The sequence below is a fragment of the Cyanobacteriota bacterium genome (assembly GCA_025054735.1).
Classification (GTDB): Bacteria; Cyanobacteriota; Cyanobacteriia; order SKYG9; family SKYG9; genus SKYG9.
In genome coordinates, this window is the sequence record JANWZG010000334.1 from 1 (window position 1) to 4,608 (window position 4,608).

General features: G+C 47.4%; 5 protein-coding genes. All 5 read right to left on the reverse strand.

All coding sequences use genetic code 11. The features are described from left to right. Positions 1–451: 451 nt before the first annotated feature. The gene (ruvC, locus tag NZ772_14425) at positions 452–931 is read right to left on the reverse strand and encodes a crossover junction endodeoxyribonuclease RuvC (GenBank protein ID MCS6814746.1); all 480 of its coding nucleotides are present in this window, start codon (positions 929–931) and stop codon (positions 452–454) included. A gap of 231 nt (positions 932–1,162) precedes the next feature. Then, positions 1,163–1,360, reverse strand: a complete 198-nt coding sequence (locus NZ772_14430) for a hypothetical protein (protein MCS6814747.1) — start codon at positions 1,358–1,360, stop codon at positions 1,163–1,165. Then, entirely contained in the window at positions 1,350–2,285 is a 936-nt protein-coding gene (locus NZ772_14435) for a GDP-L-fucose synthase (protein ID MCS6814748.1), read from the reverse strand. Before NZ772_14435 ends, NZ772_14430 begins: the two co-directional genes overlap by 11 nt. A gap of 107 nt (positions 2,286–2,392) precedes the next feature. Then, positions 2,393–3,472: a GDP-mannose 4,6-dehydratase gene (gene gmd / locus NZ772_14440; GenBank protein MCS6814749.1), complete on the reverse strand. Its 1,080-nt coding sequence runs from the start codon at positions 3,470–3,472 to the stop codon at positions 2,393–2,395. Between the two features lie 30 nt (positions 3,473–3,502). Then, positions 3,503–4,207, reverse strand: a complete 705-nt coding sequence (locus tag NZ772_14445) for a sugar transferase (GenBank protein MCS6814750.1) — start codon at positions 4,205–4,207, stop codon at positions 3,503–3,505. Positions 4,208–4,608 lie beyond the last annotated feature (401 nt).

The window sequence follows — 4,608 nt, forward strand, 5'->3', positions numbered from 1 at the left end:
TTCTCCAAAAGCCAACTGCATAACCTATGAGTCCATAGTGGGTGTTGCTGAACGCAAATATGAATTGCTCTCATCCCCAACCCTTCTCCCCAGGGAGAAGGGAATTGGAACTCTTGCTCCCTCTCCTCTAGGAGAGGGCTAGGGTGAGGGCTAAAAGTAGCTCAGGCACGAGAATCGTGCTTCTGTTCAGCAACGCCTCTGTAGTAAAGACTATTAGTTCGTAGTCAGAATTTAATACTGTGCTTAATATTATGTGCTTGATATTACCAGCTATCTGTAGTGATAGTTTGGGGAATCAGGATAACCATAGCTAAGTTGGTTATTTGGTGCACCTTATGTAGACAGTATGGGCACATCATATAACCCCTAATGCGAGCTATAGCCTTAGATAGAGAATTTGCATAACACTGAACTGCAAAATTCGGTATTGAGCGGCTTGACTTGTTTACCCTCACCTAAGACTGAACCGAGCAGTGAGGGCCACAGCGATTGCGTCGGCAGCATCATCGGGTTTGGGTAAGGTCTCTAGGGCTAACTCTCTGGCAACAGCCTGTTGCACATCGTGCTTGTTGGCATTGCCATAGCCCGTAAGTGCTTGCTTGATTTGAGCAGGCGTGAATTCTAGTAGGGGTAGCTGATGCTGTGCTAACACCAACATGACTACTCCTCTTGCCTGTGCCACTAAAATCGTATTGCCCATGCGATAGAAAAAAAATTTTTCGATCGCCACCTGATCTGGTTGCCACTGGTTGATCAACGCATGGAGGTCATCGTAGATGATGCACAGTCGGTCACCAATAGGTTGCTTGGCTGGTGTAGCAATCACTCCATAATCCAAAGCTGCGATCGCCTCACTCGTTCCTAACGACCACTCAAGAATGCTAAATCCTAAGGTTGCTAATCCTGGATCTAATCCCAAAATCCGAGTCATGAGTACAACTCCATCGACCTTCGTGGCTGCTACTTGTCAGTTAAAATTCTGCACTACAGCATTGCCGTGACAGGCTCTTCTGCATCCCCACGACATCTGACCCCACGAACGAACTAGTTGAGCAGGGTTAGCACTATGGGCTAATCACGCTTCCTGATGGTAGACCAGATTTCCTTATGGTTCCCTTGACAGATATAGAAGATGCTTGTACGGGTCAGCCGTTACTAACCGCTAGCGAGTTAGAGTAACCATTAATAGCTGCCCGTCAACAAGCAGACTGTCTATCTGAGCTACTAAGGCAGTAGAGGTACAATCCCGATCGTTTAGAGTAGGATTACACAAGTTAACTGTCTTTGCCGCGCTGATGATTTTCAGAAAATTTATACGGAAGCGGGGCTGGAGCACCGCTATCCTTGGACTAGGAGGCATGGGCCTGATACCAAGCGATCGTGTTCTTTAGACCTTGACGAAACTCCATCTCGGCCACAAATCCAAACCGCTCCTTGGCGCGTCGAGTGTCAAGGCAGCGGCGAGGTTGGCCATTGGGCTTGTCAGTCTCCCACACAATTTCCCCCTTAAAGTCCATCAAGTCACAAATCAACGCGATCAAATCCCGAATAGAGATTTCGTAGCCCGTGCCAAGGTTAACAGGGTCAGGGTCATCGTAGAACTGGGTAGCCATTACAATGCCTCGGGCAGCATCGGTGGAATAGAGAAACTCACGGGTTGGGCTACCATCCCCCCAAACCGGGAGATGGCGATCGCCTCGTTGTTTAGCTTCGTGAACCTTACGAATCAAGGCGGGGATCACATGGGAACTGCGGGGGTCAAAGTTATCCTCCGGGCCATACAAATTCACTGGCAATAGATAGATGCCATTAAACCCATACTGCTGACGGTAGGCTTGAAGTTGCACCAACAGAGCCTTTTTAGCAACACCGTAGGGAGCATTGGTTTCTTCTGGATAACCATCCCACAGAGCATCTTCATGAAAGGGCACGGGGGTGAATTTAGGATAGGCACAAATTGTCCCAACACAGACGAACTTCTCGACCCCAGCTTCATAGGCTGCATGGATCAGCTGCGTCCCCATGATCAAATTGTCATAGAACAACTCGGCTGGCTTTTCTCTGTTCAAGCCGATGCCGCCTACATGAGCCGCCAAATGAATGACAATATCCTGATTCTCGACAGCGCGCTGGCAGTTGGCTAACAATCGCAGGTCACAGTCTCGCGATCGTGGCACTGTAATCTTGGCTAGTTCTGCACCTGCTTTACAGAGCTGGTCAATTACCTGACGACCCAGAAAGCCTGCACCACCAGTGACCAAGATACGCTTGTTTGTAAGATCCATAGTTCAGTGTTCAGGGTTTAGGATTCCGGTTTATCAGCACGTGGTATGACTCAGTATCTGAACTGTTCCAGCACGTGAATCATAGGTGGCCAGCATAAACAACCAGCCTATTGAAGCATACCCCCAGTTTCTTGGCGAATTGTCGCTAGTTCTTGAGTTTGGTTACTGCTATTAGCGATCGTAGAGTTGATCCCCACTGCCCGTAAGTCAGCCTCTACCATTAAATGCACCAGCTCTGTAAACGTCACTGATGGCTTCCAGCCGAGTTTTTCTTGAGCCTTTTTGGGGTTACCAATCAACAAATCTACCTCTGCAGGTCGCAAATAGCGTTTGTCAAACTCCACATAATCTCGCCAGTTCAAATTGACACAGCCAAAGGCTATATCTAAAAACTCTTGGACAGAATGAGTTTCACCTGTAGCAACCACATAGTCATCTGGTTCTGGTTGTTGCAGCATCAGCCACATTGCCTGCACATAGTCTTTGGCATAACCCCAGTCACGCTTAGCATCTAAATTTCCCATATATAGCTTCTTTTGCTGACCAGCGATAATCCGTGCTACAGCGCGAGTAATTTTACGGGTTACAAAAGTTTCCCCGCGCCGAGGAGACTCATGGTTAAACAGAATGCCATTACAAGCAAACATGCCATAGGACTCTCGATAGTTTACTGTTTGCCAATGGGCATAAACCTTAGCACAGGCATAGGGACTGCGGGGATAAAACGGAGTCGCCTCCGATTGGGGAATATCTTGTACTTTTCCGTACATCTCTGACGACCCTGCCTGATAGAAACGTACCGATTCCCCAGTCCGCTGTTGGTAATCTCGCACAGCTTCTAGCAAGCGCAGGGTTCCCATGCCTACAGCATCAACAGTATATTCAGGAGCATCAAAACTCACTCGCACGTGGGATTGAGCACCTAAGTTGTAAACTTCTGATGGTTTAACTTGCTCTACAATGCGCCGCAGAGTAGTGCCATCGGTCAAGTCGCCGTAGTGGAGAAAAAGCCGTGCTCCCTCTTTGTGAGGATCTTCGTAAATATGGTCAATTCGGTCAGTATTGAAGGTTGATGTGCGCCGAATGATCCCATGAACTTCGTACCCCTTCTCCAACAAAAGCTCACTTAGATAGGATCCGTCTTGACCGGTAATGCCGGTAATTAGTGCTCGTTTTAACTGACTCATGAGTAATTGCTGCTTAAACGATTGGAACTGCTAGTATGCCCCGTTGTTACGAGGAAAGATCACGACCCTGATTGTTCTAATAATTAGCCAGCAATCGAGGGAAAGACTTCGCGATCGAACATAGTAGAGATCCATCTTGACACGAAGCGGGTAAGGAACATCATTTCGCCCAGAAACTTGCCAGAGTCCAGTAATTCCAGGACGGATTGTCAGCACTTGGTCGATATACTTGCCATATTTGATTAACTCTGCCTTAACCAAGGGGCGTGGCCCTACCACGCTCATTTCTCCCTTTAAGACATTCCAAAACTGAGGAAATTCATCTAAGCTAGTTGCCCGTAGAAATCGCCCAATCCATGTAACTCGCGGATCCCGCTTGAGCTTGAAATTGGCTTCAAATTCTCGGCGCAACTGAGGAGAAGCTTCAATTAGACTCTGTAATGCCTCATCTGCTTTTCGGTGCATTGTGCGAAATTTAATGCAACCGAATGGCTGGTAGTTTCTGCCAATGCGCTGCTGTACGTAGAAGATTGGCCCTGGTGAGGTTAAAACTATTAGCAGTGCTATCAACAAATATAACGGCGAGAAGATGATTAAAACCGCCAGGGAGAAGACAATATCAAAGACCCGTTTGATAGCATCTTGATCGAGAGGACATGACCTTGGCAACGGGAACTTCAGACGGGATAGTGTCCGTGTCACCTTGCCAGGTAAATACTGGGTTTCAGCAGTCATTGTATTTTTTATGTTCACACCACACACCGTCTTCATCATAGGGCTACCAATACAATCTAGGGTGAATCCTCCTTGGCAAATTTTTCGACGGCTAAATGTTATCGAGGTTCTAACCGTTGCAAATGTTCCTCTAACTAGGTTAGCTAAGCGATAGTCCTAAAAAGGTAATGACTTGCTGGGAAGCAGGTGTAGGGGACGTTCCCACAAAAGGGAGCCAATTCCCTTGACCCCCACTTAAGATCATTACTTGCTTATCACTAGCAGCTAAGCTATTAAATCCTCATTGCATCTTCAATCGGTTCTCCTGCTTGAAAACGCTGATAGCACTGCTCCACTGTGGCTAGATAGTGTTGATGGCAGCGATCGGTATCAAATGTTTGCGCGTGGGCATGGATCTGATC